The following is a 26,959-nucleotide window of genomic DNA, read 5'->3' as shown; positions in this document are numbered from 1 at the left end:
ATCCGGCCTCGGATGGGCGCTTTTCTCCTGCCAAAGGCCTCTTTCATGTTCGAACAACTCCTACAAAATCTGGGGCTCTCCGCCTTCAGCCTGCAGGGCTTTGGCCCGTTGCTGATGCAAGGCACCTGGATGACCATCAAGCTGTCGGCCCTGTCCTTGTTGCTGAGCGTCTTGCTCGGCCTGCTGGGCGCCAGCGCCAAGCTGTCCAGCGTCAAACTGCTGCGAATTCCTGCCCAGCTCTACACCACGCTGATTCGCGGCGTGCCGGACCTGGTGCTGATGCTGCTGATTTTCTACAGCCTGCAAACCTGGCTGACCTCGTTTACCGACTTCATGGAATGGGAATACATCGAAATCGACCCATTCGGCGCCGGGGTGATCACCCTGGGTTTCATCTATGGCGCGTATTTCACCGAAACCTTTCGCGGCGCGATCCTCGCGGTCCCCCGGGGCCAGGTCGAAGCCGCCACCGCGTATGGCCTCAAGCGTGGCCAGCGCTTTCGCTTCGTGGTGTTTCCACAAATGATGCGCTTTGCCCTGCCGGGTATCGGCAACAACTGGATGGTGATGCTCAAGGCCACCGCGCTGGTGTCGATCATCGGCCTGGCCGACCTGGTCAAGGCCGCCCAGGATGCGGGCAAGAGCACCTACCAACTGTTTTACTTCCTGGTACTGGCGGCACTGATCTACCTGCTGATCACCAGCGCGTCCAATTTCGTCCTGCGCTGGCTTGAACGTCGCTACGCCGCCGGAGCCCGGGAGGCGGTGCGATGATCGAACTTCTGCAAGAATACTGGCGGCCGTTCCTTTACAGCGATGGCGTCAACGTCACGGGCCTGGCCATGACCCTGTGGCTGCTCAGCGCCTCGCTGCTGATCGGTTTCGTGGTGTCGATCCCACTGTCCATCGCCCGGGTTTCACCCAAGTTCTACGTACGCTGGCCGGTGCAGTTCTACACCTACCTGTTCCGTGGCACGCCGCTTTATATCCAATTGCTGATCTGCTACACCGGCATCTATAGCATCGCAGCGGTGCGCGCCCAGCCATTGCTCGACAGCTTCTTCCGCGATGCGATGAACTGCACGATCCTGGCCTTCGCCTTGAACACCTGCGCCTACACCACGGAGATTTTCGCCGGGGCGATCCGCAGCATGAACCATGGCGAAGTCGAAGCGGCCAAGGCTTACGGCCTCACCGGCTGGAAGCTGTACGCCTACGTGATCATGCCCTCGGCCCTGCGCCGTTCGCTGCCGTACTACAGCAACGAAGTGATCCTGATGCTGCACTCGACGACCGTGGCGTTCACCGCTACCGTTCCTGATGTGCTGAAAGTCGCCCGGGACGCCAACTCGGCCACGTTCCTGACGTTCCAGTCGTTTGGCATCGCCGCGTTGATCTACCTGACCGTCACCTTTGCGCTGGTGGGCCTCTTCCGCCTCGCCGAACGCCGCTGGCTGGCCTTTCTCGGGCCGACCCACTAGGGCTTTTGTTCCAGGACACACACGCAAATGCGCCACCAGATCCATGACTTGCTGGGTCCCGTACCGGGGACCGCGCGCAAGATCCACAGCTTCCACTTCGGCCCGGAAAAAGCCGAGGGCAAGATCTACATCCAGTCGTCCCTGCACGCCGATGAACTGCCCGGCATGCTGGTCGCCTGGCACCTCAAGCAGCGCCTGGCCGAACTCGAAGCGTCGGGCCACCTGCGGCACGAGATCGTGCTGGTGCCCGTCGCCAACCCCATCGGCCTCGAACAGGTGTTGATGGACGTGCCCCTGGGCCGCTACGAAACCGAGAGCGGGCAGAACTTCAACCGACGCTTCGTCGACCTGAGCGAAGAGATCGGCAACGACATCCAGGACCTGCTCACCGACGATCCGCAGCACAACCTGATGCTGATCCGCACCAGCTTGCGCGACGCTCTCGCCCGGCAGACCCCAGGCACGCAATTGCAATCCCTGCGCCTGACCCTGCAACGGCTGGCCTGCGACGCCGACATGGTGCTGGACCTGCATTGCGACTTCGAAGCCGTGGCCCATCTCTACACCACGCCCGAAGCCTGGCCGCAGGTCGAGCCGCTGGCGCGCTACATCGGTGCCGAAGCCAGCCTGCTGGCGACCGATTCGGGTGGCCAGTCGTTCGACGAATGCTTCACCCTGCTCTGGTGGCAACTCAAGGAACGCTTCGGCGAACGCTACGAGATCCCCCTGGGCAGCTTTTCGGTCACAGTGGAATTGCGTGGCCAGGGTGACGTCAACCACGGGCTGGCGAGCCTCGACTGCCAGGCCCTGATCGAGTACCTGATCCGTTTCGGCGCCATCGACGGCGAACCGATGCCAATGCCCGAACTGCCCTACCCTGCCACGCCGCTGGCTGCTGTCGAGCCGGTGGCGACGCCCGTGGGCGGGTTACTGGTCTACAGCGCCCTGCCCGGCGAGTATCTGGAGGCGGGGCAACTGGTGGCGGAAGTCATTGACCCGGTCAACGACACTGTCACCCCTGTCCATTGCCGTAACGCCGGGCTGATGTACGCCCGCTCGCTGCGCCGCATGGCGACTGCCGGCATGGTCATCGCCCATGTCGCCGGCACCGAAGCCTACCGCAGCGGCTACTTACTTTCGCCTTGAGGATGCATGCTCCATGTACAAACTGACCATCGAAGGCCTGCATAAAAGCTATGGCGAACATGAAGTGCTCAAGGGCGTTTCGCTCAAGGCCAAGACCGGCGACGTCATCAGCCTCATCGGCGCCAGCGGCTCAGGCAAAAGCACGTTTTTGCGCTGCATCAACTTCCTGGAACAACCCAACGACGGCGCCATGAGCCTGGACGGCCAGCCGATCCAGATGATCAAGGACCGCCACGGCATGCACGTGGCCGACGCCAACGAACTGCAACGCATCCGCACGCGCCTGGCCATGGTGTTCCAGCACTTCAACCTGTGGAGCCACATGACCGTGCTGGAAAACATCACCATGGCGCCGCGCCGGGTGCTGGGTGTCAGCAAACAGGAAGCCGACGACCGCGCCCGTCGTTATCTCGACAAGGTCGGCCTGCCGGCGCGGGTTGCCGAGCAGTACCCGGCGTTCCTCTCCGGCGGCCAGCAACAGCGCGTGGCCATTGCTCGCGCCCTGGCGATGGAGCCGGAGGTGATGCTGTTCGACGAACCGACCTCGGCCCTGGACCCGGAGCTGGTGGGCGAGGTGCTGAAGGTGATCCAGGGCCTGGCCGAAGAAGGCCGGACCATGATCATGGTGACCCACGAAATGAGCTTCGCCCGCAAAGTCTCGAATCAGGTGCTGTTCCTGCACCAGGGCCTGGTGGAAGAAGAAGGCAGGCCGGAAGACGTGCTGGGCAATCCCACCAGCGAACGCCTCAAGCAGTTTCTCAGTGGCAACCTGAAATAAACCTTGTGGCAAGGGGATTTTGTGGGAGCAAGCTTTGCTCCCACAGGCCCCCTGCACTGACTCCCCATTAAACCTTTCATCGCTCGCCGTGGTCACTGAAGAAGGACTTTCAGGGCGCACACGGCAGGCATGGCGACATCCAACGACTTCGCAAACCAGTGGTTCAGCGCCCGCGGCTGGAAGCCGTTCGCCTTTCAGAAGCAGGTCTGGACCGCCGTCAAGCGAGGACAATCCGGTTTACTGCATGCCAGCACCGGTGCCGGCAAGACCTACGCCGTGTGGTTCGCCGCCCTCAACCGCTACGCCCGCCCCGCCCCACCGCCGGATAAACCGCGCAAACGCAAACCGCCGGCCGAGCCGCTCACGGTGCTGTGGATCACGCCAATGCGGGCGCTGGCTGCCGACACTGGCAAAGCCCTCGAAACGCCCCTGGCAGACCTGAACCTGCCGTGGAGCGTCGGCCTGCGTACCGGCGACACCAGTGCCAGCGAACGCGCCCGCCAGGGCCGGCGCCTGCCAACCGCGTTGATCACCACTCCCGAAAGCCTGACCCTGATCCTCGCCCGGGCCGATGCGCAAGTCGCCGTCTCGAGCCTGCGCATGGTCGTGGTGGATGAATGGCACGAGTTGCTCGGCAATAAACGTGGTGTGCAATTGCAACTGGCCCTGGCGCGCTTGCGGCACTGGCATCCCGAACTCATCGTCTGGGGCGTGTCCGCGACCCTGGGCAACCAGGCCCACGCCGAACAGGTATTGATCCCGCAGGGCAACCGGGTCAGCGTGCAGGGGGCCGACGGCAAGGCACTGCAGGTCGACACGCTGATACCCCCGGCCCTCGAACGCTTCCCTTGGGCCGGGCACATCGGCCTGAAAATGCTGCCCCAGGTCGTTGCCGAAATCGACGCCAGCAGCAGTTGCCTGGTCTTCACCAATACCCGGGCACAGTCGGAAATCTGGTATCAGGCGCTTCTTGAGGCGAGGCCCGATTGGGCCGGGCTGATCGCCCTGCACCACAGCTCGCTGTCGCGTGATACCCGGGACTGGGTGGAACAGGCATTGAAGGACGGCCAGCTCAAGGCGGTGGTCTGTACGTCCAGCCTGGACCTGGGGGTGGATTTCCTGCCAGTGGAACGGGTACTGCAGATCGGTTCGGCCAAGGGCGTAGCACGTCTGATGCAACGGGCCGGGCGCTCCGGCCACGCACCGGGGCGCGCCTCGCGGGTGACGCTGGTGCCGACCCACAGTCTGGAGTTGATCGAGGCCGCCGCCGCACAGGACGCCGTGGCCCAACGGCGCATCGAACCTCGCGAATCGCCCCACAAGCCGCTGGATGTCCTGGTGCAGCACTTGGTCAGCATGGCCCTGGGTGGCGGCTTCGTGCCCGATGAACTGTTTCGGGAAGTGCGCGGCGCCTGGGCCTACCGCGATCTCAACCCAGCCGAATGGGCCTGGGCCCTGGCTTTCGTACGTCATGGCGGCCTGTCCTTGACCGCCTACCCTGACTACCGACGGGTCGAGCCGGACGAACACGGGATCTGGCGCGTCCCCGACGCACGCCTGGCCCGCCGCCACCGCATGAGCATCGGCACCATCGTCAGCGATGCCAGCCTGCAATTGAAGTTCTGGAGCAAGGGCGGAGGCGGCAAGACCCTGGGCAGCGTAGAGGAAGGCTTCATCGCCCGCCTGCGCCCCGGTGACGGTTTCCTGTTCGCCGGGCGGTTGCTGGAATTGGTCCGGGTCGAAGACATGACCGCCTACGTGCGACGCAGCCAGGCCAAGAAAGCCGCCGTACCGCGCTGGAACGGCGGACGCATGCCGCTCTCCAGCGAACTGGCGGCCGCCGTCGTGGCCCGTTTGAGCGAAGCCGCCGCGGGCCGTTTCGAGGGCCCGGAGATGCAGGCCGTGCAGCCCTTGCTGCTGACTCAGCAACGCTGGTCCGGGTTGCCCACGCAAAGCACATTACTGGCCGAAGCCCTCAAGTCCCGGGAAGGCTGGCATCTGTTCCTCTACCCGTTTGCCGGACGCCAGGTTCATCTGGGTCTGGCCAGCCTGCTGGCATGGCGTGTCAGTCGGCAACAGCCGCTGACGTTTTCCATTGCGGTCAACGATTACGGCCTGGAGCTGCTCAGTGCCACGGCAGTGGATTGGTCGCAGTACCTGACCCCGGGACTGCTGAGCGTCGATCACCTGCTCGCCGACGTGCTTGCGAGCCTGAATGCCGGGGAACTGGCCCTCAGGCGCTTTCGCGAAATCGCCAGGATCGCCGGGCTGGTCTTCGCCGGCTACCCCAGTGCGCCGAAAAGCACCCGGCAAGTGCAGGCGTCCAGTGGGTTGTTCTTCCAGGTGTTCAAGCAATACGACGCCGACAATCTGCTGCTGGCCCAGGCTGGGGAGGAAGTCCTGCGTGAAGAATTGGATATCCATCGACTGGAGCAGACCTTGCAACGCCTCGATACCTTGACGCTGGACCTGCACGTGATCAAGCGCCCCACCCCACTCGGGTTCCCGCTGCTGGTGGAGCGGTTCCGGGAAAGCATGAGCTCGGAAAAGCTCGCCGACCGCATTCGGCGAATGGTCAGCGAGCTGGAAAAGACTGCCGATCGCGGTGACGCCTGATGCCAGCGCCCTATCCTGTCAGCCTGGCCGGAGAAGAACTCTGGTTGCTCCCGGAAAAAGCCCTGTACTGGCCCGCCCAGGAAACCCTGATGGTGGCCGACGTTCATTTCGGCAAGGCCGCCGCCTACCGCAGCCTCGGGCAACCGGTACCCCATGGCACCACCGCCAGCAACATCGCCGTACTCGATGCAATACTGGCCAGCCTGCCGTGTCGACAGTTGCTTTTCCTCGGGGATTTTCTCCACGGCCCGGGCTCCCACGCGCCCGGCACCTTGCAGGCCCTTGCCGATTGGCGTGAGCGACATCCGCACCTGGCCATGACGCTGATTCGTGGCAACCATGACAAACGCGCCGGCGACCCACCGTCAGCGCTGAATATTCGCGTCGTACCGGAGCCCCTGCTGCTGGGCCCTTTCGCCGTACAACACGAGCCTGACCCGCACCCCAGCCGCCATGTGCTGGCCGGTCACGTGCACCCGGTCTACCACCTGAGCGGCAAAGGCCGGCAACGCCTGCGCCTGGCCTGCTTTCGACTGGGCAGCGAGATCAGCCTGCTACCGGCCTTCGGTGCGTTCACGGGCGGCTATCGAGTCGAGCACGACAGCGATTGCAGGATTTTTGTCATCGGCGATAACGAAATATGGCCCGTCAACTGAAGCACGCTGTGCTATCGCTGCCGGGCCATCGTCTCATCAGGCAACAGGCGCAGGAGGCGGCTCATCCGGCAAGGTCGGTTCGCCGGGTTCAGTGGGATCGTTGGGTTGTTCGTTGGGAGTATCGGGATCGGGCTGGCCGGGAATGCCACCCGCCGCTTCGGCAGGATGGGCCAGCAATGACCAGGCCATGACGCCGATCTGATTGGGCTCAAGCCTTGCCAGTTCGGCACTGATTCGCGGATCGATCTTCATAGAGCAACTCCTGAGCGAAGGCCCGCTGCGCTGACGCACAAAAAACGGGCAGTACACGCAATAGAGTGCCTACCCGCCCAGGAATTCCAGCAGCTCGTCAGATTCAGGTACGCGGCAGCGTTACACCGCGCTGGCCCTGGTATTTGCCGCCACGATCCTTGTAGGACACTTCGCACTCTTCATCGGATTCGAGGAACAGCATCTGCGCCACACCCTCGTTGGCGTAGATTTTCGCCGGCAAGGTCGTGGTATTGGAGAATTCCAGGGTCACGTGGCCTTCCCACTCCGGTTCCAGCGGCGTGACGTTGACGATGATGCCGCAACGGGCGTAGGTGCTCTTGCCCAGGCAAATGGTCAGCACGTTGCGCGGAATGCGGAAGTACTCGACAGTGCGGGCCAGTGCGAAGGAGTTCGGCGGGATGATGCAGACATCGCTCTTGACGTCGACAAAGCTCTTCTCGTCGAAGTTCTTCGGGTCGACGGTAGCCGAATTGATATTGGTGAACACCTTGAATTCGTCGGCGCAGCGCACGTCGTAGCCGTAGCTGGAGACACCGAAGGAGATCAGCCGGTCGGCGCCTTCGCCACGCATCTGGCGCTCGACGAAGGGCTCGATCATGCCGTGCTCTTGCGCCATGCGGCGAATCCACTTGTCCGATTTGATGCTCATGGCGGTTTCCTGAAATAGCGAGGTGGAAAAAATACGTCCGGCATCTTACCGGGGCACAGGGCCGGGTTCAAAGCGTGACACGCAATTCTCGCCGATCCACCTTGATTTCCGGGTCCTGACGGCAATACCGCGCACCGCCAGTCACTAAATCCGAGAAACCTTCGCAAAGACCATTGGCACGTTCCGGAAAAAGGGTTAAGGTGGCGCCACTGTGCTGCTTGTGTCACTGAGAATCTCTACACGATATGTTGAATTTCGATCCAACCATCTACAAGAATTTTTCCTGCTCTTTGCACTCAGTCTCGGCCAGGGTTCTTCCTGAGTCGCAGTTATCTTTGTTCAAGGAGTTACACCATGTCTAATCGCCAAACCGGTACCGTTAAGTGGTTCAACGATGAAAAAGGCTTCGGCTTCATCACTCCACAATCCGGTGACGACCTGTTCGTTCACTTCAAAGCTATCCAATCCGACGGCTTCAAAAGCCTGAAAGAAGGCCAACAGGTTTCTTTCATCGCTACCCGCGGTCAGAAAGGCATGCAAGCTGAAGAAGTTCAAGTTATCTAACTTGTCCTTGCTTTAGTAAAAGGCCCCGCCCTCAAAAGCGGGGCTTTTTTGTGCCTGTCAGTTTTCTACTGTGCACAAAAAACTGTGGGAGCGGGCTTGCTCGCGAAAGCGGTGGATCAGCAACATCAACGTTGACTGACACACCGCTTTCGCGAGCAAGCCCGCTCCCACATGGGTTTGCTGGTTAGCCTGGGACTACCAGGTAACGCCAAACCCAGCCGTGTAGCGCGTCTTGCTCAAGTCGCTGTCTTCGGTACCCTCGATGACATCCTTCTCGGCCTTGAGGTTGAGCGACGCCCAATCGGTCACCTTATAGCGCAACCCGATCTCTGCGTCGTAAGCGTAATCCGCCACATCGGACAGCGGTTTGCCCACTTCGCCGTTGGTGAAGAACTCGACGCGCTTGCCAATCAGGTAGCGGTTGTAGTCCCACTTCATGGCGACGGAATAGAAGTTGTCCTTGCCGCCGTCACGGTATTCATAATCGGTGCGGTTCAACAGCGAACCCAGCGAGAACGCACCCAGCTCGTCATCCCAGAATTGATAGCCCGGACCGGTACCCACCACGCGCTGGCGCGCCAGGTCTTCGACTTTGTCCCGCTTGTAGTTCAGGCGGCCTTGCCAGAACCACTTGTCCGTCAGGAACCGGTCGAGGGAATACTCCAAGCGCCAGTTATCGGCGGAAACCACATCGTCCTGGAACTCACGGTTGTATTCGCCTTCGGCTGTGTGCCGCCATCTGCCGTGGCGTGCCGAGGTCTTGAAGTCGATGTCGTAATCGTCGGTATCGTTTTCCGCACGCTGGTAATCCAGCGCGGCATCGATATTGCCTTTCCACACCAGGTCCTCGACCACCGGCTTGGGCTTGAGAATCTGCTGGATACTGGCCAGCTCGACGGTCTTGGGCGCATCACCGTTGGCCAAAGTGACCTTGCCATCCTCGGCCGCCTGCAACGCCTTGGCTTTCTCGCCGGTATAGGCATCCTGCTTGACCAGGAGTTGCTGGTCACTCTCCAGGGTCTTGACCTGTTTCCAGTCAATGGGAATCGCACCGGCGTAATCGGTCTGGATCAGCAGCTTGCCGCCATCGAAAACGGTAATCTTGCCACTGAGTTTGTCCCCATTCTTCAACCAGACAGTGTCGGCGAGCAAGGGCGTAGAGGCGCTGGCAACAGCCAGGCATAGCAGGGTTCTAGACAACATAAGCGATAAAGGGCTCAAGTTTGCGGTGAAAAGGCGGCATTATCCCCCAGGATGACACCTCAGCAAGGACTGACCCGTGTATGGGTGATGAGTTCATTTCTCAATCAACCTTGTAGGAATTAATCTACAGACGGACACCCGAGGAGCCCCCCCAACGTGACTGATACCCCAGCGGATACCGAGAACGCTGCCCAAATCCGCCGCACCACCCTCTACCTGACCCTGGCACAAGTGCCGGCGGGCAAGGTCGTCACCTACGGCCAACTCGCCGAAATGGCCGGCCTGGGCCGTGCGGCGCGCTGGGTCGGGCGGACCCTCAGCCAATTGCCGAATGACACCAAGCTGCCCTGGCACCGAGTCTTGGGTGCCGGCGGTCGGATCAGTCTGCCGGTGGGCAGCTCTTCAGGAGATGAACAGCGCGCGCGCCTGCGCATGGAGGGAGTCAGTGTCCTGAACAATCGTGTTGATATTCAGCGCCATGGCTGGCGCCCGGTAGAGCACAGCGGTTAGAGTGCGCGCTTTGTTTTCGCAATTTTTGAGGCAGACTCCAGCCCATGCCCCGTAAAACCTGGCGCGCCGCCCTCGCCGCCTATGCCAGTCCCTCGACGCTCGTGCTGTTGCTGCTTGGCTTCGCCGCCGGCTTGCCCTACATGCTGGTGTTTTCCACGCTTTCGGTCTGGTTGCGCGAGGCCGGCGTGGCCCGCGAAACCATTGGCTATGCGAGCCTGATCGGCCTGGCGTATGCCTTCAAGTGGGTCTGGTCGCCGCTGCTCGACCAATGGCGCCTGCCGCTACTGGGCAAACTGGGGCGTCGCCGCTCATGGCTGGTGCTCTCCCAGGCCTTGGTGATCCTCGGCCTGATCGGCATGGGCTTTTGCGACCCACAAAAACACCTGTCCTGGTTGATCGCCATCGCCGTCATCGTCGCCTTCGCCTCCGCGACGCAGGACATCGCCGTCGACGCCTATCGCCTGGAGATCGCCGACGACACCCGCCAGGCCGCCCTCGCCGCCAGCTACATGTCCGGTTATCGCATCGCCGCGCTATTGGCCACCGCTGGCGCCCTGTTCTTCGCCGAAGGATTTGGCTCCACCGGCTTCAGCTACAAGCACTCGGCCTGGGCCGGTACCTACCTGCTGTTCGGCGTATTGATGGTCCCGGCGCTGCTGACCTCGCTGTTCATGCGCGAGCCGCCAGTGCCGCTGCGCACCCAATTGCAGGCCGGACGCTACACGTTCGTTCATCAGTTGGCGTCGGTGTTCGTGCTCATCGTGCTGTTGGTGTCAGTCCCGGCGATGTTCACCCAACTCTACAACACCGATTTCGCCAGCGTGCTGTTCGAGGGCGTCAGCCTGCTCGACCTGCTGCTCGAAGACCGTGCGTTCCTGCGGGCCATCCTCTACATCATCCTGACTGCCCTGTGCCTGTCGGCCATGGGTCGCCGTGGACTGGCCCCGGTGCTGACGCCGGTAAACGATTTCATCCTCCGCTACCGCTGGCAGGCCCTGCTGCTGCTCGGGCTGATCGCAACCTATCGGATGTCCGACACGGTCATGGGCGTCATGGCCAACGTGTTCTACATCGACCAGGGCTTCACCAAGGACCAGATCGCCAGCGTCAGCAAGATTTTCGGGCTGATCATGACCCTCGTCGGTGCCGGTATGGGCGGCCTGCTGATCGTCCGTTTCGGCATCCTGCCCATCCTGTTCATAGGCGGTGTCGCCTCGGCCGGCACCAACATCCTCTTCCTGATGCTCACCGACATGGGCGCCAACCTGAAGATGTTGATCGTCACCATCTCCCTGGACAACTTCAGCTCCGGCCTGGCCACTTCAGCGTTCGTCGCCTATCTGTCGAGTCTTACAAACCTGAAATTCTCCGCCACCCAATACGCCCTGCTCAGCTCGATCATGCTGTTGCTGCCGCGCTTGATCGGTGGTTATTCAGGGGTGATGGTGGAGAAGTTCGGTTATCACAACTTCTTCCTGATCACCGCCCTGCTTGGCGTGCCGACCCTGGTGCTGATCGCCCTGCACTGGTTCCAGGAGAACCGGCGCCAAGATTCGCCCCCGACCGAGGAACCGGCGCCCACCCGGCCCGCAGAAGAGTCGTAGGAAACTTCAGCAAACGCCGGGGAAACCGGCGTTCGCACCTGGCGACCGGCCACGCGCCTGTACGCCAGGGCATCTCGCCCGTACAATGCTCCGTCACTTCTCGTCATCAGCAACCGACAACGGCCAACCATGCGCACCAGTCAATTTTTGCTCGCCACACAGAAAGAAACGCCTTCCGACGCCGTCGTGATCAGCCATCAGTTGATGCTGCGTGCCGGCATGATCCGCAAACTCGCCTCGGGCCTGTACACCTGGCTGCCGATGGGCCTGCGGGTCATGCGCAAGGTGGAAGCCATCGTTCGCGAAGAGATGGACGCCGCCGGTTCCCTGGAAGTGTTGATGCCGGGCACCCAACCGGCCGAGCTGTGGCAGGAATCGGGGCGCTGGGAAGAGTACGGCCCTGAGCTGCTGCGCATCAAAGACCGTCACGGTCGCGACTTCTGTGCAGGCCCGACCCACGAAGAAGTGATCACCGACCTGATGCGCAACGAGTTGAGCAGCTACAAGCAGTTGCCGATCAACCTGTACCAGATCCAGACCAAGTTCCGTGACGAGATTCGTCCACGCTTCGGCCTGATGCGCGGTCGCGAATTCATCATGAAGGACGCCTACTCGTTCCATACCGACCAGGCCTCGCTGCAAGTCACCTACGACCGCATGCACCAGGCGTATTGCAACGTGTTCACCCGCCTGGGCCTGAAATTCCGCCCGGTTGAAGCCGACAACGGCTCCATCGGCGGTGCCGGCTCCCACGAGTTCCACGTACTGGCCGAGTCCGGCGAAGACGACATCGTCTTCAGCAATGGCTCCGATTACGCCGCCAACATCGAGAAAGCCGAAGCCGTGCCACGGGAAACCTCCCGCGCCGCGCCGACCGAAGAGCTGCGCCTGGTGGACACTCCGAACGCCAAGACCATTGCCCAGTTGGTGGAAGGCCACAACCTGCCGATCGAACGGACCATCAAGACCCTGATCGTCCGCGCGGAAGAAGCCGGCAAGCTGATTGCCCTGATCATCCGTGGCGATCATGAGCTGAACGAAATCAAGGCCGCCAACCAGCCTGGCGTCGCCAGCCCGCTGGTCATGGCCACCGACGCCGAACTGCGCGACGCCATCGGCGCCGGTGCCGGTTCCCTCGGCCCGCTGAACCTGCCGCTGCCGATCATCATCGACCGCTCGGTGGCGTTGATGAGCGACTTCGCCATCGGTGCCAACATCGATGACAAGCACTATTTCGGCGTGAACTGGGAACGCGACCTGCCGGTGCCAACCGTGGCCGACCTGCGCAACGTCGTGGCCGGCGATCCGAGCCCGGACGGCAAGGGCACCCTGGAAATCAAGCGCGGCATCGAAGTCGGGCACATCTTCCAGCTGGGTAACAAGTACAGCAAGGCGATGAAGTGCGAAGTGCTGGGCGAGAACGGCAAGCCGGTCACCCTGGAAATGGGTTGCTACGGCATCGGCGTTTCCCGCGTGGTGGCAGCCGCCATCGAGCAGAACAACGACGAGAAAGGCATCATCTGGAGCGACACACTGGCGCCGTTCCAGATTGCCCTGGTGCCGCTGCGCTATGAAACCGACCTGGTGCGTGAAGCCACCGACAAGCTCTACGCCGAATTGACGGCCGCCGGCTTCGAAGTGCTGCTGGACGACCGCGACAAGAAAACCAGCCCCGGCATCAAGTTCGCGGACATGGAACTGATCGGCATCCCCCATCGGATCGTCGTCAGTGACCGTGGCCTGGCCGAAGGCAACCTGGAATACAAGAGCCGCACCGAGGCCGAGCCGCAAGCGCTGCCGGTCGCCGACGTGCTGTCGTTCCTCCAGGCCCGTATCCGCCGCTGACACCAGATAGAGACGTCATGTTCAAGCGAAACACCTTAGGCCTCGGTGGCGCCGCCCTGTGCGGCGCCCTGCTGGTCAGCGGCTGTGCCAACCAGATGTCACAACGCAGCGAGCACGAAGAGCGGGTCGAGCGTAAATTGCTCGACCACAGCCTGCAGATCGACGTGGGCGAACCCAAGGTGCTCGACCTGCCCCAGCGGCGGGTGCGAATCAACGAGCAGAAGACCTTCGAAGTCACTGAGTTCGAGGTCACGCGCCATTACGATCGCTACACGCCGTACCAACCCTGGCGGGAGATTTACGAAATCCCCTTGGGTGCCGTGGCCGTGGTGGCCGGTGTCGGCGCGAACGTGGTCAATGTGTTCGCCCTCGGCAGCCTGCCGGACACCGTGACCCGTGACTGGATCAGCTATGGTTTCGCCGGGCTCAACCCATTCATGAACGTCCCTTCCCATGGTCGTGCCCAGCAGAACCTGGCGGGCATCGACGAAGTCCAGCGCGACAAGCGCACGGAACACTCGAGCCTGCCTTGGAGCGAACGCCCGGTGGAGGTCAAGGCCGCCCGGCAGACCTTCGAGCTGAGCACCGACCGTAACGGCGTGCTGCGCTTGAACCTGCTGGAAAGCCCGTTCGCCGAACAGGATCTGAGCCAGTTCGGCAAATTGCAGATCAGCGTGACGGATGCCCAGGACGAAGTGCACACCGACTCATCCCTGAGCATCAGCAGCACCTTGCGCAGCAAGCTGCTGGAAGCCCATGCGTTGATCTACGACGACCTGGAAGACGACGAAGTGAGCCAGTGGGTTCATCGAGTCAAGCGCCTGTCGGAGCTGGGACTGGAAGAAGAAGCCAGCGAACTGGAGCAGAGCCTGATCGAACTGACCCGCAATGATCCAGAGCTGCAAGCCGAATTCATGAAAGCGCTGACCAAGGATGGCGGGCGGCTGGTGGCGGATCCTGGCGTGAATTGAAATACCTCCTGCGGCAGGAGGTTGTGTGAAGGAGAGACCTGTGGGAGCAGGGCTTGCCCGCGAGGGCGGTCTCAAGGATGCCATCGCGAGCAAGCCTTGCTCCCACAGGATTCCCTTGCCACAAGGACCGCGCCAAGCAGGGCACTCATCGTCAGCCTCACCGCTCAAACAACTCCAACTGCTCGAACCCACCGCGCAAATCTTCCAACCGCACGCCTATCCCCAATAATCGCACCGGTTTACCACCGCGGTTGAACGCCTGGGTCAACAGCAATTGGTAACTGCCCAGGTCCCGCCCCGCCCCAGCCTGCTCCAGAGTGGTCTGGGTGAAGTCGTGGAACTTCACTTTGACGAACGGCTTGCCCGGCCGATAACTGCTGTCGATCCGCGCCATGCGTCCGCTGAGGGTTTCCATCAGTTCCGGCAGCTTGTCTAGACAGCTCACCAGGTCGGGCAGGTCGACATCGTAGGTATTTTCCACACTGATGGACTGCCGTCGGCTGTCGTTGTGCACCAGACGCTCATCGATCCCACGGGCCAGGCTCCAGAGCCGCTCACCGAAACTGCCGAATTCGCGCACCAGCGCCAACTTGTCCCATTGACGCAATTGCAGGCAATCGACGATACCAAGCCGGTTCAGCTTATCGGCGGTGACTTTTCCAACACCATGGAGCTTGCTGACCGGCAGGGCCGAGACGAAGTCCTCGACCTGGTCCGGGGTGATGACGAACAGGCCGTTGGGCTTTTTCCAGTCACTGGCGATCTTGGCCAGGAACTTGTTCGGCGCGACGCCTGCGGACACGGTGATGTGCAACTGGTTGGAAACGCGTCGGCGAATATCCTGGGCGATGCGGGTGGCGCTGCCACCGAAATGAGCGCTGGCGGAGACGTCCAGGTAAGCCTCGTCCAGCGACAGCGGCTCGATCAGGTCAGTGTAATCGCTGAAAATCGTATGAATTTCCCTCGACGCTTCCCTGTAGGCATCCATTCGTGGCTTGACGATAGTGAGATCCGGACAGAGCTTCAACGCGTGACCGGAGGACATGGCCGAGCGTACGCCATAGGCACGAGCCTCATAATTACAGGTGGCAATCACGCCCCGCCGATCTGCCGAACCACCCACCGCCAGGGGCTTGCCGGCCAGCCGCGGGTCATCGCGCATCTCGATAGCGGCATAGAAGCAGTCACAGTCGACGTGGATGATTTTACGTTGCGTCATAGAGAAGCGGAGTGTGCGACGAATCGGGTCACCAGTATCGCACTCGCACCTGTATATAGCACCAGTAGTTTGAAAGATCCTTCGCTCAGTAAGGAAAGCGCCTACATAAATTTATTTATTCAATCGCAGCGAATCATCCGATAGAGCGCCAGCCCTTGCCAGGCCTGCGTCACAGCGCTGTCACAATGCCCTTTACCAAGTCTAAGCGCTTGAAGCGGAACAGGTTTTTATGACGCCGGGGTTGACAGCAAGGCGATCCTCTGTAGAATGCCGCCACACAGACGCGGGATGGAGCAGTCTGGTAGCTCGTCGGGCTCATAACCCGAAGGTCGTCGGTTCAAATCCGGCTCCCGCAACCAAACATCAAGAAAGGCTACTCGAGAGAGTGGCCTTTTTTGTGCGTGCTCGTTTTTGACTACATGATCAGAGAGTCGCCGCCTGCGCCCCTCCACGCCCCCCCCAAGTTGTAGGACAATTCCCTTACATTCCGAGCATTTAGGAAGACCAGGTGTGGATCGCTCGTTTATTTGGCCCCATCGCCTTTTAACGGTTGACACTCGGGCGTTCGCCTGTAGAATGCCGCCACACAGACGCGGGATGGAGCAGTCTGGTAGCTCGTCGGGCTCATAACCCGAAGGTCGTCGGTTCAAATCCGGCTCCCGCAACCAAATATCAAGAAAGGCTGCTCGAAAGAGTGGCCTTTTTTGTGTCTGGCGAAAAAGACTTCATTACAAATGTTTTGTAATTATTTTCTGCCGCAGGGATTGGTAACTTGGCTGGATACCCCCATCCTGTCGCGCATAGCTCAAGAGGTGATTGATGCGCGCCCACTCGTCTGACCCGCAAGACTCCGCTACTGCGACACAACCGATCAAGGCCGAGCGACTGCGTTGGCTGGATCGGATCAGCCAGTACCGCCAGCCCATCGGCCTCGCCGTCACGCTGCTGCTGTTTGCGATTGCATTGATTGCCTGCCGCCACCTGCTGAGCGAGCTCGATCTGTACGCCCTGCACGACTCTATTCTGGAGGTGCCCCGGCCAGCCCTGCTCGGTGCGATCGCCGCCACGGTGGCCGGTTTCATCATTCTCCTGGGCTACGAATGGTCCGCCAGCCGTTACGCCGGAGTGACGCTGCCACCACAAACCATGGTCCTGGGCGGATTCACCGCGTTCGCCATCGGCAATGCCATTGGCCTGTCACTGCTGTCGGGCGGTTCGGTGCGCTACCGCCTGTATGCGCGTCATGGCCTGGGGGCCTCGGATGTCGCCCACATGACGCTGTTCGCCAGCCTGTCCCTGGGCTGCGCGTTGCCGCCGCTGGCGGCCCTGGCGACGCTCAGCAACCTGCCCGCCGCGTCCGCCGCGCTGCACCTGCCTGCGACTTTGCTGGGGGCCATTTCCGTGGCGGTGCTGCTGCTCACCAGCGTGTTGGCCATCGGCATTTACCGCCGGCGCCTGCCGGAACAGCCTCATCGGGACAGCCTGTTGGTCAAGGCCGGGCGCCGCACACTGCGCCTGCCGGGCCGACGCCTGACCTTCCTGCAACTGGTGATCACCGCGCTGGACGTCGCCGCCGCCGCCACCGTGTTGTATCTGTTGCTGCCCGAGGCGCCGCCGTTCGGCGCTTTCCTGCTGGTGTACCTGCTGGCGCTGGCCGCCGGGGTGCTCAGCCATGTACCGGGCGGTGTCGGCGTGTTCGAAGCGATCCTGCTGGCCGCGTTTGCCGACAAACTCGGCGCCGCCCCACTGGCCGCCGCGCTGTTGCTGTATCGCTTGATCTACGTGCTGCTGCCGATGCTGGTGGCTTGCGTATTGCTGCTGATCAATGAAGCGCAACGGCTGTTCCAGACGCGCCAGACCCTGCGGGCGGCATCGGGCTTCGCGGCACCGATCCTGGCAGTGCTGGTGTTCCTCTCGGGCGTGGTGCTGCTGTTTTCCGGGGTGACACCAGAAATCGACACCCGCCTGGAGCACATCGGTTTCCTGATCCCTCATCGGCTGGTCGACGCTTCGCACTTCGGTGCCAGCCTGGTGGGCGTGTTGTGCCTGTTGCTCGCCCAGGGGCTGCGTCGCCGCCTGTCGGCGGCCTGGATGCTGACCACTATTTTGCTGCTGGTGGGCGCCCTGCTCTCCCTGCTCAAGGGTTTTGACTGGGAAGAAGCCACGTTGCTGACTCTGACGGCCTCCCTGCTGGCGGTATTCCGGCGTTCCTTCTATCGTCCGAGTCGCCTGACCGAGCTGCCGTTTTCCCCACTGTTCCTGATCGCCAGCCTTTGCGTGCTTGGCGCGTCGATCTGGCTGTTGCTGTTTGCTTACCAGGACGTGCCCTACAGCCATCAACTCTGGTGGCAGTTCACCCTCGACGCCGACGCCCCTCGTGGCCTGCGCTCGCTGCTGGGGGCGGCAGTGCTGCTGGTGGTGGTGTCCCTGACCTGGCTGCTGCGCACCGCCCGGCCGGTGATCCATTTGCCGACCGCAGAAGAACTGGAGCGGGCCAAGACGATCCTCATGGCGTCTTCGCAACCCGACGGTGGCCTGGCCCTGACCGGTGACAAGGCATTGCTGTTTCACCCCAACGACGAAGCCTTCCTGATGTATGCCCGCCGTGGTCGCAGCCTGGTGGCGTTGTACGACCCTATCGGGCCAACCCAACAACGGGCCGAAATGATCTGGCAGTTCCGTGACCTGTGTGACATCCACCATGCCCGCCCGGTGTTCTATCAGGTGCGTGCCGAGAATCTGCCGTACTACATGGACATCGGCCTGACAGCCATCAAGCTGGGCGAGGAAGCACGGGTCGACCTCAAGCGTTTCGATCTCGAAGCCAAGGGCAAAGAGATGAAGGACTTGCGTTACACCTGGAACCGCGGCACCCGTGACGGGCTTTCGCTGGAGATCCACGAACCGGGCCAGGCACCGATGGATGAGCTCAAGGTCATTTCCGATGCCTGGCTGACCGGCAAGAACGTGCGCGAGAAAGGTTTTTCCCTGGGCCGTTTCAGCGACGACTACCTCAAGCACTTTCGTATCGCGGTGATTCGATTCGAAGGCCGCCCGGTTGCATTCGCCAACCTGCTGGAGACCCACAGCCATGATCTGGCCAGCCTCGACCTGATGCGCGCCCACCCCGAAGCCCCGAAGCTGACCATGGAGTTCATGATGGTCGGCCTCATCCAACACTATAAGAACCATGACTATGCCCGCTTCAGCCTGGGCATGGTCCCACTGTCGGGCCTGCAGCCGCGTCGTGGCGCGCCGCTGACCCAGCGCCTAGGCTCGATGGTGTTCCGCCGTGGCGAGCAGCTCTACAACTTCCAGGGGCTGCGCCGCTTCAAAGATAAATTCCAGCCTGACTGGGAACCTCGTTACATGGCCGTGCCCGCCGGACTCGATCCGCTGGTGGCGCTGGCCGATACTGCCGCCTTGATTGCAGGCGGCCTGACTGGACTGGTGAAACGCTGATGATGCAACGCTCCTGGCGATACGTAGTGGCCGCCCTGCTGGTGCTGGCGGTGATTCTCGGTGGCGGTTACTGGTACTGGAACCGCCCGGCCCCGCAACCCACCCTGGAACAACTGGCGCCCGCCGACGGCGTGGCAATGACCCGGGTCATCCCTGGCACCAAGCCACGTGCCCAGGTGCTGGTGGCGGTCAATGAAGACCAGAAGCTCAGCGACACCCAATTGACGACCCTCAGCCGCAGCGGCTCGGCACAGATCGTCCAGGTGATCCTGCCCAAGGACTGCATGCTGCAAGGCCGCGCCCTGCAAGCGGGCCTGCGGCAGCTCCAGGGGCCGGCCACGCTGGTTAGCGGCATCGGCCCTGGCGCCGTACTGGCCTGGCGCTGGCTGGCCGAGCAGAAAGACGACAAGGCCAAGGCCGTTTCGGTGGACCTGGCCCTGGAAAAACCCGGCTGCACGCACTTGCTGCCCAAAAGCGCGGCCCATGGCCACTGGCTGGTGGCGTGGAACGATAACCCTGACGACACCAGCGCCGGTTTCGTACGGGATCAGAAAAATGCCGAAACCAGCATCAGCGACTACGACATCAACCTGCCGCAAGTGCTGAACAACGAACTGCGCAAGATCCTGGTAGGCGCCGACAAGGGCAAGGGTGGCCTGAGCATCCCGGTGGTGGAAGTCCCAGCCAGCCAGGCGCGGGACACCGTAACCCTGTTCCTCTCCGGCGACGGTGGCTGGCGTGACCTGGACCGCGACGTGGCCGATGAAATGGCCAAGATCGGCTACCCAGTGGTCGGTATCGACACCCTGCGCTACTACTGGCAGCACAAGAGCCCTGAGCAGAGCGCGGTCGACCTGGCCGAACTGATGCAGCACTACCGTCAGATCTGGGGCACCAAGCGCTTCATCCTGACCGGCTACTCCTTCGGCGCCGACGTGCTGCCGGCCATCTACAATCGCCTGCCAGCCACCGAACAACAGCGGGTCGATGCGATCATCCTGCTGGCCTTCGCCCGCACCGGCAGCTTCGAGATCGAAGTCGAAGGCTGGCTCGGCAACGCCGGCACCGAGGCGGCCACCGGCCCGGAAATGGCCAAGCTGCCTGCCGAGAAAGTGGTGTGCATCTATGGCGGCGAAGAGGCTGACGAAAGCGGTTGCACCGACAAGACCGCCGTGGGCGAAGCCATCAAACTGCCTGGCGGCCACCACTTTGACGAAAACTACCCGGCCCTGGCCAAGCGCCTGATCGATGAGATCAACAAGCGCCAGAGCAAGCCTGCCGACCAGTAACCTGATGCAGGCTTAACGAGAAGCCCCTGCAGCCTTTACGGATGCAGGGGCTTTTTTGTGGTCGTTCGATTTGCACATACCCCTGTGGGAGCGAGCCTGTTCGCGATGACGGCAGCACAGTCAACATCACCGTCAACTGACCCTCAGCTATCGCGAGCAGGCTCGCTCCCACAAGGATTCATTAGCATCTTACATTTGGGTCGCCCACAAAAAAGCCCCCGCCGCCGCAAGGCAACGGGGGCTTCTTGCCCAGGCTTACATTTCGACCTGCGTTCCCAATTCAATCACCCGGTTCAGCGGCAGATTGAAGAAGCGCAGATTGCCGTTGGCATTTTTCAGCATGAAGGCGAACAGTATCTCGCGCCAGCGGGCCATACCCTCGAGCTTGGAGGCAATGACGGTCTCGCGGCTGAGGAAGTAGGTCGTGCGCATCGGACTGAAGTCCAGGTCATCCAGATGGCAAAGCTTGAGCGCCTGCGGGACGTCCGGCTCGTCGGTAAAGCCGAAGTGCAGGATCACCCGGAAGAACCCTTCGCCATAGGCGTCGACCTCGAAGCGCCGTTGCGGCGGCACCCGGGGGATATCTTCATAGACCACCGTCAGCAGTACGACTTGCTCATGCAGCACCTGATTGTGCAACAGGTTGTGCAACAACGCGTGGGGCACTGCGTCCGAACGCGCGGTCAGGAACACGGCGGTACCCTGGACACGGTGAGGGGGCTGCACGCGGATGCTGCTGATGAAGATCGGCAGCGGCAGCGCCCCTTCATCCAGGCGATCCACCAGCAACTGCTTGCCGCGCTTCCAGGTGGTCATCAGCACGAACAAGGCAATGCCGGCGATGACCGGGAAAGCGCCGCCCTGGATGATCTTCGGCACGTTGGCAGCGAAGTACAGGCCGTCCACCAGCAGGAAACCGAACAACAGCGGCACCGCCAGAAACGGCGGCCATTTCCACAACAGCAGGATCACCGCGGACACCAGGATCGTGGTCATCAGCATGGTACCGGTCACTGCCACGCCGTAGGCCGAGGCCAGCGCGCCGGAAGACTCGAAACCCAGTACCAGCAGCACCACGCCGACCATCAGCGACCAGTTCACCGCACCGATGTAGATCTGGCCCTGCTCGGCGCTAGAGGTGTGCTGGATGTACATGCGCGGGATGTAACCGAGCTGAATCGCCTGACGCGTCAGGGAGAACGCGCCGGAAATCACCGCTTGCGAAGCGATCACCGTGGCCAGGGTCGACAGGCCCACCAACGGGATCAGTGCCCAGCTTGGCGCCAGCAGATAGAACGGGTTGCGCGCCGCTTCCGGGTCACCCAGCAGCAACGCCCCCTGGCCGAAATAATTGAGCACCAGCGCCGGCAACACCAGGATGAACCAAGCCCGGGCGATCGGTTTGCGGCCGAAGTGGCCCATGTCGGCGTACAGGGCTTCGGCGCCGGTCAGTGCCAGTACCACCGCGCCAAGGATCGCCACACCCATGCCAGGGTGGACGACAAAAAAGCGCACAGCCCAGGCCGGGTTGATCGCATGCATCACTTCCGGTTGCTGACTGATGCCGTAAACGCCAAGAGCGCCGAGCACCAGGAACCAGGTGACCATGATCGGGCCAAACAGGATGCCAATCCGTGCGGTACCGTGGCGCTGGATCAGGAACAACCCCACCAGCACCACCAGCGACAACGGCACCACCCAGTGATCGATGCCTTCGAACGCCAGGCCAAGGCCTTCAATTGCCGAGAGCACGGAAATCGCCGGGGTGATCATGCTGTCGCCGTAGAACAGCGCCGCACCGATCAAGCCGCAGACCACCAGGAATGTCCGCAGTCGTGCCTTTCCCGCCGCCGCTCGCCGCGCCAGGGCAGTGAGCGCCATGATCCCGCCCTCGCCCTGGTTGTCGGCGCGCAGGACGAACATCATGTACTTGATCGACACGACCCAGATCAGCGACCAGAAAATCAGCGAGAGAATCCCCAGCACCCCATCGTGATTGACAGGCACGCCATAGGCACCGGAAAACACTTCCTTGAGGGTGTACAACGGGCTTGTGCCGATATCGCCATAAACCACTCCGACCGCCGCGACCAGCATGCTCAGCGGCTTCGCTGCCGAATGCTCGGCACCCGCCGCCTGACTACTTGCATGACCCATCCAACACTCCCGATTCCCAGACCTGTCTTCTTGAACGAAGCACTTTGTTTTGCTGAAGCAGCATGCGCTGTTTTACGTATTGTTACAGACGTTTCATTGACTGTAGCAATCGTCAGAACGCAAAGGCGCGAAGCATAGCGCAGCACTCGTCGCATTTCCCGGTATAAAGCTGGTCAAGTGCGTCGGCCATGGATAGAATTGCGCACTTTTTGATCAGAGGCGCGCCAGGCGCCCTGTCTCGGCAAGAGACGATCCCCCTACACCGAGGTTAGACATGTCCACCACTACCGCGCCAGCCAATCCGAAGGTTGGCTTCGTATCCCTGGGTTGCCCGAAGGCTCTGGTCGACTCCGAGCGCATCCTGACCCAACTGCGCATGGAAGGCTATGACGTAGTGTCCACTTACCAGGACGCCGACGTGGTGGTGGTCAACACCTGCGGCTTCATCGATTCGGCCAAGGCCGAGTCCCTGGAAGTGATCGGCGAAGCCATCAAGGAAAACGGCAAGGTCATCGTCACCGGCTGCATGGGCGTGGAAGAAGGCAACATCCGCAACGTGCACCCGAGCGTGTTGTCCGTGACCGGACCGCAGCAGTACGAACAGGTGGTCAATGCCGTCCACGACGTGGTGCCACCGCGCCAGGACCACAACCCGCTGATCGACCTGGTGCCGCCACAAGGCATCAAGCTGACCCCGCGCCACTATGCCTACCTGAAGATTTCCGAAGGCTGCAATCACAGCTGCAGCTTCTGCATCATCCCGTCGATGCGCGGCAAGTTGGTGAGCCGCCCGGTGGGTGATGTGCTCGACGAGGCCCAGCGCCTGGTCAAGGCCGGCGTCAAGGAATTGCTGGTGATCTCCCAGGACACCAGCGCCTACGGCGTCGACGTGAAATACCGCACCGGCTTCTGGAACGGCGCGCCGGTGAAAACCCGCATGACCGAACTGTGCGAAGCCCTCAGCACCCTCGGCGTCTGGGTCCGCCTGCATTACGTCTACCCGTACCCGCATGTCGACGAACTGATCCCGCTGATGGCCGCCGGCAAGATCCTGCCGTACCTGGACATCCCGTTCCAGCACGCCAGCCCGAAGGTCCTCAAGGCCATGAAGCGCCCGGCGTTCGAAGACAAGACCCTGGCTCGGATCAAGAACTGGCGCGAAATCTGCCCCGACCTGATCATCCGCTCGACCTTCATCGTCGGCTTCCCCGGTGAAACCGAAGAAGACTTCCAGTACCTCCTGGACTGGCTGACCGAAGCCCAGCTCGACCGCGTCGGCTGCTTCCAGTACTCCCCTGTCGAAGGCGCACCGGCCAACGACCTGGACCTGGACGTGGTGCCGGACGACGTCAAGCAGGACCGTTGGGACCGCTTCATGGCGCACCAGCAGGCCATCAGCTCAGCCCGCCTGCAAATGCGCATCGGCCGCGAAATCGAAGTGCTGGTGGATGAAGTGGACGAGCAAGGTGCCGTGGGCCGCTGCTTCTTCGACGCCCCGGAAATCGATGGCAATGTCTTCATCGACAATGGCAGCAACCTCAAGCCGGGTGACAAGGTCTGGTGCAAGGTGACCGACGCCGACGAATACGACTTGTGGGCTGAACAGATCGGTTGATCTGCCGCGCTTTACAGGCTGCTGCATGACCTGTGGGAGCCGAGCTTGCTCGCGATGGCGGTGTATCAGTCAGCATGAAATTTGGCTGACACGACGCCATCGCGAGCAAGCTCGGCTCCCACAGATGCTTTCACAAGCCGAAAAATTGAAAAGCCCTGCCTTGCGACAAGATGCGGGGCTTTTTTACGGCTATCGTATGAAGAAATCCGGGACATCCAGCACAAGGAACTGACGGGCATGCGCCAGCATTCGGTCATCCACACCCCCAAACCCAGCGATTATCAGGAACTGACCCAGGTCTGGGAGGCTTCGGTGCGGGCCACTCATGACTTTCTGCCGGACAGCTATATCGAGCTGCTGAAAAACCTGGTGCTCACCCGTTACCTCGATGCGGTCATGCTCATCTGCACCCGGGATACTCGCCAGCGAATCACCGGTTTCGCCGGTGTTGCCGCCGGCAAGATCGAGATGCTCTTCATCGACCCGCAACACCGTGGCCAGGGCCTGGGCAAACAACTGCTGCACTACGCCATGGAACACCTGAACGCCGATCAACTGGACGTCAACGAACAGAACCCGCAAGCCCTGGGCTTTTACCTCAAGCAGGGGTTCGAAGTGATTGGGCGCTCGGCACGGGATGGCATGAACCAGCCTTATCCACTGCTGCACATGCGCTACAAACAGCCCGACCTGAAGGCCCGACGCGGCTAAAAGCCACACGAGGCAAATGGACCCGCGATTAACCCGCGCCAGGCAGGTACAATGCCCACCCTCTTTTTGTTACGGCCCTGTCATGACTGACCCGATTCGTCTCTCCAAACGCCTCATCGAACTCGTCGGCTGCTCCCGTCGGGAGGCTGAGCTGTTCATCGAGGGCGGCTGGGTCACCGTGGATGGCGAAGTGATCGATGAACCGCAGTTCAAGGTCACTACCCAGAAAGTCGAACTCGACCCCGAGGCCAAGGCCACCGCGCCGGAGCCGGTGACCCTGCTGCTGAACGTCCCGGCAGGCACCGATGTAGACACTGCAATGGCCTCCCTTGGACCGCAGACCCTGAGCGAAGAACATCGCTTCGGCAAGCGGCCGCTCAAGGGCCACTTCCTGCGCCTGACCGCCAGCGCCGACCTGCAGGCCAACGCCAGCGGGCTGCTGGTGTTCACCCAGGACTGGAAGATCCTGCGCAAGCTCACCGCCGACGCCGCCAAGATCGAGCAGGAATACGTGGTCGAAGTCGAAGGCGAGATGGTCGCCCATGGCCTCAATCGCCTGAACCATGGCTTGAGCTACAAGGGCAAGGAACTGCCGGCGGTCAAGGCCAGCTGGCAGAACGAGAACCGCCTGCGCTTCGCCATGAAAAACCCGCAACCGGGTGTGATCGCACTGTTTTGCCAGGCGGTCGGCCTCAAGGTGGTCGCCATCCGCCGCATCCGCATCGGCGGCGTGTCCATCGGCAAGGTGCCGCTGGGCCAGTGGCGCTACCTGTCCGCCAAAGAGAAATTCTAATTTTCCGGCGCCCCGCAGAGCCGGGGCGCCCATTGCCGATTGATCAGGACTGCACACATGATTCACAACGACGTACTGCGCAGCGTGCGCTACATGCTCGACATCAGCGACAAGAAAGTCATCGAGATCATCAAGCTCGGCGGCCTGGAAGTCTCCCTGGCGGACCTGGCGGGCTACCTCAAGAAAGACGAGGAAGAAGGCTTCGTGTTCTGCCCTGACGAGGTCATGGCGCATTTTCTCGACGGTCTGGTGATTTTCAAGCGTGGCAAGGACGAAAGTCGTCCGCCGCAGCCGATCGAAGTGCCGGTGACCAATAACATCATCCTCAAGAAACTGCGGGTGGCCTTCGAACTAAAGGAAGACGACATGCACGCCATTCTCAAGGCCGCCGAGTTCCCGGTGTCCAAGCCGGAGCTGAGCGCGCTGTTCCGCAAATTCGGACATACCAACTACCGCCCTTGCGGCGACCAGTTGCTGCGCAACTTCCTCAAGGGCCTGACGCTGCGCGTGCGCGGCTGATCCCAGCCAATGACCCATACCGTCTCCCCCATCGGCTTCGTCCGCTCCTGCTTCAAGGAGAAGTTCGCCATCCCCCGCCAACCGCAACTGGCTCCGGCCGCGCGCGGTGTGCTGGAGCTGGTGGCGCCGTTCGACCAGGGTGATGCGGTGCAAGGGCTGGAGCAGGTCAGTCATGTCTGGCTGCTGTTTCTGTTCCATCAGGCCCTGGAAGACAAGCCACGGTTGAAGGTTCGTCCACCGCGCCTGGGCGGCAATAAGTCCATGGGGGTGTTCGCCACCCGCGCCACTCACCGCCCCAACGGCATCGGCCAGTCGGTGGTGAAGCTGGAACGGGTCGAAGCCGGGCGCCTGTGGATCTCGGGTATCGATTTGCTGGACGGCACGCCGGTGCTGGACATCAAGCCCTACGTACCCTACGCCGACATCATCGGCTCGGCGTCCAATACCATCGCCAGCGCAGCGCCGGAACTGATCCCGGTGCAATGGGCGGATACCGCCCTGCTACAAGCCCAAGATCACGCCACGCGCCTGGAAGAGCCCCTGGTGGAGCTGATCGAACAGTGCCTGGCCCAAGACCCGCGCCCGGCGTACCAGATTCCTACAGCCGAACGGGAATACGGCGCGCAGTTCTGGGACCTGGACGTTCGCTGGCATTACCCGCAGCCGGGGGTGATCCGGGTGCTGGAAGTGATTCCGGCGAAATCGTAACCGCCAGAAACGAAAAAGCCCGCGCTGCCTTCTTCAGGTAGCGCGGGCTTTTTTTGGCTGTCTGGACCGAGTCACGACCATCGCGAGCAGTCTCGCTCCCACATTTGATCTGCAGTGGACACGAGATTTGTGTTCACACAGGATTCATTGTGGGAGCGAGCCTGCTCGCGATGGCGATCATTCAGCCACC

Annotated in this window: 23 protein-coding genes and 2 tRNA genes; 20 read left to right on the top strand and 5 right to left on the bottom strand. The window is 61.8% G+C overall.

Going from position 1 to position 26,959, the window contains the following annotated elements; genetic code table 11:
• The first annotated feature begins 45 nt into the window (after positions 1-45).
• From DTP52_RS24675 to pdeM, 6 genes are all read left to right on the top strand, one after another.
• Positions 46-774 carry an ABC transporter permease gene (locus tag DTP52_RS24675; protein ID WP_109755693.1) on the top strand — a complete coding sequence of 243 codons (729 nt, stop codon included), beginning with the start codon at positions 46-48 and terminating at the stop codon, positions 772-774.
• Positions 771-1,481 carry an ABC transporter permease gene (locus DTP52_RS24670; RefSeq protein WP_109755692.1) on the top strand — a complete coding sequence of 237 codons (711 nt, stop codon included), beginning with the start codon at positions 771-773 and terminating at the stop codon, positions 1,479-1,481. Before DTP52_RS24675 ends, DTP52_RS24670 begins: the two co-directional genes overlap by 4 nt.
• Positions 1,482-1,508: 27 nt before the next feature.
• On the top strand, positions 1,509-2,627 hold the full coding sequence (locus DTP52_RS24665) for a succinylglutamate desuccinylase/aspartoacylase family protein (RefSeq protein ID WP_109755691.1): 1,119 nt from the start codon (positions 1,509-1,511) through the stop codon (positions 2,625-2,627).
• Positions 2,628-2,640: 13 nt separating this feature from the next.
• A complete protein-coding gene (locus DTP52_RS24660; RefSeq protein WP_109755690.1) occupies positions 2,641-3,405 on the top strand; it encodes an ABC transporter ATP-binding protein in 765 nt (254 codons plus the stop codon).
• A gap of 129 nt (positions 3,406-3,534) precedes the next feature.
• The gene (locus tag DTP52_RS24655; RefSeq protein WP_109755689.1) at positions 3,535-6,021 is read left to right on the top strand and encodes a ligase-associated DNA damage response DEXH box helicase; all 2,487 of its coding nucleotides are present in this window, start codon (positions 3,535-3,537) and stop codon (positions 6,019-6,021) included.
• Positions 6,021-6,677, top strand: a complete 657-nt coding sequence (gene pdeM, locus DTP52_RS24650) for a ligase-associated DNA damage response endonuclease PdeM (protein ID WP_109755688.1) — start codon at positions 6,021-6,023, stop codon at positions 6,675-6,677. Before DTP52_RS24655 ends, pdeM begins: the two co-directional genes overlap by 1 nt.
• 36 nt (positions 6,678-6,713) lie before the next feature.
• Here the strand turns inward: pdeM and DTP52_RS24645 are convergent, their stop codons facing one another.
• Both DTP52_RS24645 and dcd read right to left on the bottom strand, forming a co-directional pair.
• Positions 6,714-6,929, bottom strand: a complete 216-nt coding sequence (locus DTP52_RS24645; RefSeq protein ID WP_109755687.1) for a hypothetical protein — start codon at positions 6,927-6,929, stop codon at positions 6,714-6,716.
• A 103-nt stretch (positions 6,930-7,032) separates the two neighbouring features.
• On the bottom strand, positions 7,033-7,599 hold the full coding sequence (dcd, locus tag DTP52_RS24640; RefSeq protein WP_003184751.1) for a dCTP deaminase: 567 nt from the start codon (positions 7,597-7,599) through the stop codon (positions 7,033-7,035).
• Positions 7,600-7,953: 354 nt separating this feature from the next.
• Here dcd and DTP52_RS24635 point away from each other — a divergent pair, with 354 nt between their 5' ends.
• Complete coding sequence (locus DTP52_RS24635; protein WP_002554837.1) at positions 7,954-8,163, top strand: cold-shock protein; 210 nt, start codon at positions 7,954-7,956, stop codon at positions 8,161-8,163.
• 195 nt (positions 8,164-8,358) lie between these two features.
• On the opposite strand, the gene DTP52_RS24630 is transcribed toward DTP52_RS24635, so the two are convergent.
• Positions 8,359-9,366, bottom strand: coding sequence for a DUF481 domain-containing protein (locus tag DTP52_RS24630; protein WP_109755686.1), 1,008 nt, complete (start codon positions 9,364-9,366; stop codon positions 8,359-8,361).
• A 156-nt stretch (positions 9,367-9,522) separates the two neighbouring features.
• Here DTP52_RS24630 and DTP52_RS24625 point away from each other — a divergent pair, with 156 nt between their 5' ends.
• From DTP52_RS24625 to DTP52_RS24610, 4 genes are all read left to right on the top strand, one after another.
• Positions 9,523-9,876, top strand: coding sequence for an MGMT family protein (locus tag DTP52_RS24625; RefSeq protein WP_109755685.1), 354 nt, complete (start codon positions 9,523-9,525; stop codon positions 9,874-9,876).
• 44 nt (positions 9,877-9,920) lie between these two features.
• Positions 9,921-11,480, top strand: coding sequence for an AmpG family muropeptide MFS transporter (locus tag DTP52_RS24620; RefSeq protein ID WP_109755684.1), 1,560 nt, complete (start codon positions 9,921-9,923; stop codon positions 11,478-11,480).
• A gap of 129 nt (positions 11,481-11,609) precedes the next feature.
• The gene (locus tag DTP52_RS24615; protein WP_109755683.1) at positions 11,610-13,325 is read left to right on the top strand and encodes a proline--tRNA ligase; all 1,716 of its coding nucleotides are present in this window, start codon (positions 11,610-11,612) and stop codon (positions 13,323-13,325) included.
• Positions 13,326-13,342: 17 nt separating this feature from the next.
• Complete coding sequence (locus DTP52_RS24610) at positions 13,343-14,296, top strand: hypothetical protein (RefSeq protein ID WP_109755682.1); 954 nt, start codon at positions 13,343-13,345, stop codon at positions 14,294-14,296.
• A 157-nt stretch (positions 14,297-14,453) separates the two neighbouring features.
• Here DTP52_RS24610 and dinB read toward each other — a convergent pair whose 3' ends face one another.
• A complete protein-coding gene (dinB, locus tag DTP52_RS24605) occupies positions 14,454-15,515 on the bottom strand; it encodes a DNA polymerase IV (RefSeq protein ID WP_109755681.1) in 1,062 nt (353 codons plus the stop codon).
• 282 nt (positions 15,516-15,797) lie between these two features.
• Here dinB and DTP52_RS24600 point away from each other — a divergent pair.
• The 4 genes from DTP52_RS24600 to DTP52_RS24585 all read left to right on the top strand — a co-directional run bounded on the left by DTP52_RS24600 (position 15,798) and on the right by DTP52_RS24585 (position 20,266).
• Positions 15,798-15,874 (top strand) — tRNA-Met (locus DTP52_RS24600).
• 232 nt (positions 15,875-16,106) lie between these two features.
• Positions 16,107-16,183, top strand: a tRNA-Met gene (locus DTP52_RS24595).
• Positions 16,184-16,334: 151 nt separating this feature from the next.
• On the top strand, positions 16,335-18,977 hold the full coding sequence (gene mprF, locus DTP52_RS24590) for a bifunctional lysylphosphatidylglycerol flippase/synthetase MprF (RefSeq protein WP_109755680.1): 2,643 nt from the start codon (positions 16,335-16,337) through the stop codon (positions 18,975-18,977).
• Positions 18,977-20,266 (top strand): virulence factor family protein, encoded by a 1,290-nt coding sequence (locus DTP52_RS24585; protein ID WP_109755679.1) that lies wholly within the window; start codon positions 18,977-18,979, stop codon positions 20,264-20,266. Before mprF ends, DTP52_RS24585 begins: the two co-directional genes overlap by 1 nt.
• A gap of 255 nt (positions 20,267-20,521) precedes the next feature.
• Here the strand turns inward: DTP52_RS24585 and DTP52_RS24575 are convergent, their stop codons facing one another.
• Entirely contained in the window at positions 20,522-22,363 is a 1,842-nt protein-coding gene (locus DTP52_RS24575) for a potassium transporter Kup (RefSeq protein WP_370873800.1), read from the bottom strand.
• Between the two features lie 334 nt (positions 22,364-22,697).
• Here DTP52_RS24575 and rimO point away from each other — a divergent pair, with 334 nt between their 5' ends.
• From rimO to tsaA, 5 genes are all read left to right on the top strand, one after another.
• Entirely contained in the window at positions 22,698-24,038 is a 1,341-nt protein-coding gene (gene rimO / locus DTP52_RS24570; RefSeq protein ID WP_077505975.1) for a 30S ribosomal protein S12 methylthiotransferase RimO, read from the top strand.
• Positions 24,039-24,275: 237 nt separating this feature from the next.
• The gene (locus DTP52_RS24565; RefSeq protein ID WP_109755676.1) at positions 24,276-24,749 is read left to right on the top strand and encodes a GNAT family N-acetyltransferase; all 474 of its coding nucleotides are present in this window, start codon (positions 24,276-24,278) and stop codon (positions 24,747-24,749) included.
• 82 nt (positions 24,750-24,831) lie between these two features.
• Positions 24,832-25,542 (top strand): rRNA pseudouridine synthase, encoded by a 711-nt coding sequence (locus DTP52_RS24560; protein ID WP_109755675.1) that lies wholly within the window; start codon positions 24,832-24,834, stop codon positions 25,540-25,542.
• A 57-nt stretch (positions 25,543-25,599) separates the two neighbouring features.
• Positions 25,600-26,061, top strand: a complete 462-nt coding sequence (locus tag DTP52_RS24555) for a DUF1456 family protein (RefSeq protein ID WP_063322707.1) — start codon at positions 25,600-25,602, stop codon at positions 26,059-26,061.
• Between the two features lie 9 nt (positions 26,062-26,070).
• On the top strand, positions 26,071-26,769 hold the full coding sequence (gene tsaA, locus DTP52_RS24550; protein WP_109755674.1) for a tRNA (N6-threonylcarbamoyladenosine(37)-N6)-methyltransferase TrmO: 699 nt from the start codon (positions 26,071-26,073) through the stop codon (positions 26,767-26,769).
• Positions 26,770-26,959: the final 190 nt, after the last annotated feature.

The organism is Pseudomonas sp. 43mfcvi1.1, assembly GCF_900115935.1.
GTDB classification, from domain to species: Bacteria; Pseudomonadota; Gammaproteobacteria; order Pseudomonadales; family Pseudomonadaceae; genus Aquipseudomonas; species Aquipseudomonas bijieensis.
The sequence above is the reverse complement of the archived record's forward strand: the minus strand, read 5'-3'. Positions and strand labels throughout refer to the sequence as shown.